The following is a 2,128-nucleotide window of genomic DNA, read 5'->3' as shown; positions in this document are numbered from 1 at the left end:
ATTTAAAAAATGTGATTCGACTTGATAGTTCTTAATTAGCAAATATCCAAGAATTATTTCTTTTAATTGTTGCCAGTAAAATTTTTCTTGTTTGATTAAATTATCCTGATATTGGCGAGTTTTTTGCATTGTAAAATTGCTCAAAATAATTGGAATGATAGTAGCTATTAAAATTATTAATGCTAGCCAAAAATTTCCTATAAACATTCCTAAAAGTGAATAACCTATTAAAGCCAAAGCACGTATAATTTTAAAAAAGCCTTGAAAATAGTCCTGACTAATAGTTTTAGTTTCCATTATTAATTGGTGTTGGTAATCACTAACAGTTTTATTTTGAAAATTAGCAAAATCCTGTTTCAAAATCGACTCTAATAAAGATATTCGTATCTCTTTAACTCTTTTTTCAGCGTAATAGCTGGTTAATAATTTAGCTAAATAATTAAAAATTATAAAGCTCATAATAATAACGCCACTGCGTATCAAATTATTTTTTAGTTGAACAAAATCATGAGATAACCCTGCATCAATTAGCCATTTGATTGCAAATGCAAAACCAATGTTATTAATTGGTGCTATTAAATTAATAGTTAAAGTTAGGATAAATAGACTATTTACCTTGATTAATATCTTCTTCATTTTCACTGATAGTCTCCGCTTTTAGCAAATTTGCTAAAATAATAATCTTTTAAGCTTACAATTGATCTAGTCGTTTTAACTAAGATTTGTTTTTGGTCTACAATTAATAAACTATTAGCTAAATTCGCTACTTCTTCTAAAATATGGCTAGAAACAATGATACACATACCCTGTTTAATTAGATATTGAAATAACTTTTCAACTTTTTGGACTGCAATTGGATCTAAGCCATTAAATGGTTCATCCAATAGTAATAATTTGGGATGATTAAAAACTGCACGAGCAATTCCCAGACGTTGTTTGTAGCCTAACGATAAACTTTTGGTTTTAACAGCTAATATTTGTGTTAAATCTAAAAGATTGACTACCTGATTTAAATACTGTTGTTTGACGCGTATATTCATCATAATTTGTTGTTCTTGCAATACCTGCTGTCCAGTATAATTATTAGGAAAAATTGGATTTTCAATCAAACTGCCAATTTGAGCCCGCATTTGAGGATGTTGGCCATTCGCAATTTGTTGCCCACAAAAATTAATACTTCCTGAGGTTAAATGAACTAGGCCAAGAATACTTTTCATAAAGGTTGTCTTTCCTGTACCATTTTGGCCCAATAGACCATATATTTGCCCCTTCTTCAAAGTAAGATTAACATCTTTTAAAATAGTATTTTCGGCAAATATTTTAGTCAAATTATTAATCACTAAAAGATCATCATTTTGTTGCATATTTTTTAACCTTCTTTCCCCAATCAAAAATCAAGCTTATTAAAGTTCCATAATGATCCAATTTGTCCTAATATACAGATAACACAGCTTAATAGTAATATTATGAATAACCAACTCATATTCTCTGGACGATAACTGGCAACGGCTGCATTACATAAAATAATAATCAAGATTAGTGCACTACTAGTTACATAGCCTACATGCGGCTTAAATAACGCTATCATAGTCGGAATTAAACCACTAATAATAAACAAGGAATCTAAAAACCAGTCTTTTGTTAAAAATAATCTAAAAATAGCAAAATTTTGTTGGCGGAGTTCCCTTTGAATAATTAATAAACTGACCCCATGAAATATTATCAAGATTAATCCAATAATTAACATTATTGTCAGCATAATTCCCCCATAAATTTGTGTGCGTGAAATCGGGTAAGTTAATAGTTGCATAATTTGCTGCTGAGAAAAGGCTTGGGCAATTAAGCGAAATGCTAAAAAACCACCAAATAATAAAATACCTGCCCGTATAAATGAAATCTCGAAATAGTAAAAAACTAGTCGAGCTTGTAACACTGTTGAACTCTGTGCAAAAATTGCAGGCAACATGTTTAATAATTTATGATCTTTCATTAATCCTTGAATAATTATTAACGACAGAATAATTGCACCTAGCAAAATCCCCAGTGAATAAATAATTATTTTTATAATACCAATTTGGCTAAGTTCCAGTTTGATAATTTTTAACATTTTATTCCTCCTATTTATCCC

The 2,128-nt window shown here is 29.3% G+C and carries 3 protein-coding genes; all 3 read right to left on the bottom strand.

The features are described from left to right. A partial coding sequence (locus EQ827_RS08570; RefSeq protein WP_258231829.1) for an ABC transporter transmembrane domain-containing protein occupies nucleotides 1–636 on the bottom strand: 636 nt, incomplete at its 3' end. A gap of 2 nt (nucleotides 637–638) precedes the next feature. Beyond that, complete coding sequence (locus EQ827_RS08565) at nucleotides 639–1,364, bottom strand: ABC transporter ATP-binding protein (RefSeq protein WP_181190561.1); 726 nt, start codon at nucleotides 1,362–1,364, stop codon at nucleotides 639–641. Nucleotides 1,365–1,387: 23 nt separating this feature from the next. Beyond that, nucleotides 1,388–2,107: a hypothetical protein gene (locus EQ827_RS08560; protein ID WP_181190560.1), complete on the bottom strand. Its 720-nt coding sequence runs from the start codon at nucleotides 2,105–2,107 to the stop codon at nucleotides 1,388–1,390. Between the last annotated feature and the right edge of the window lie 21 nt (nucleotides 2,108–2,128).

Source organism: Bombilactobacillus bombi (genome assembly GCF_013607485.1).
Classification (GTDB): Bacteria; Bacillota; Bacilli; order Lactobacillales; family Lactobacillaceae; genus Bombilactobacillus; species Bombilactobacillus bombi_A.
The sequence above is the reverse complement of the archived record's forward strand: the minus strand, read 5'-3'. Positions and strand labels throughout refer to the sequence as shown.

What these genes read in the sequence shown, in the direction of transcription:
- EQ827_RS08565 (WP_181190561.1), bottom strand. Translation starts at nt 1,364, where the DNA reads ATGCAACAAAATGATGATCTTTTAGTGATTAATAATTTGACTAAAATA.
- EQ827_RS08560 (WP_181190560.1), bottom strand. Translation starts at nt 2,107, where the DNA reads ATGTTAAAAATTATCAAACTGGAACTTAGCCAAATTGGTATTATAAAA.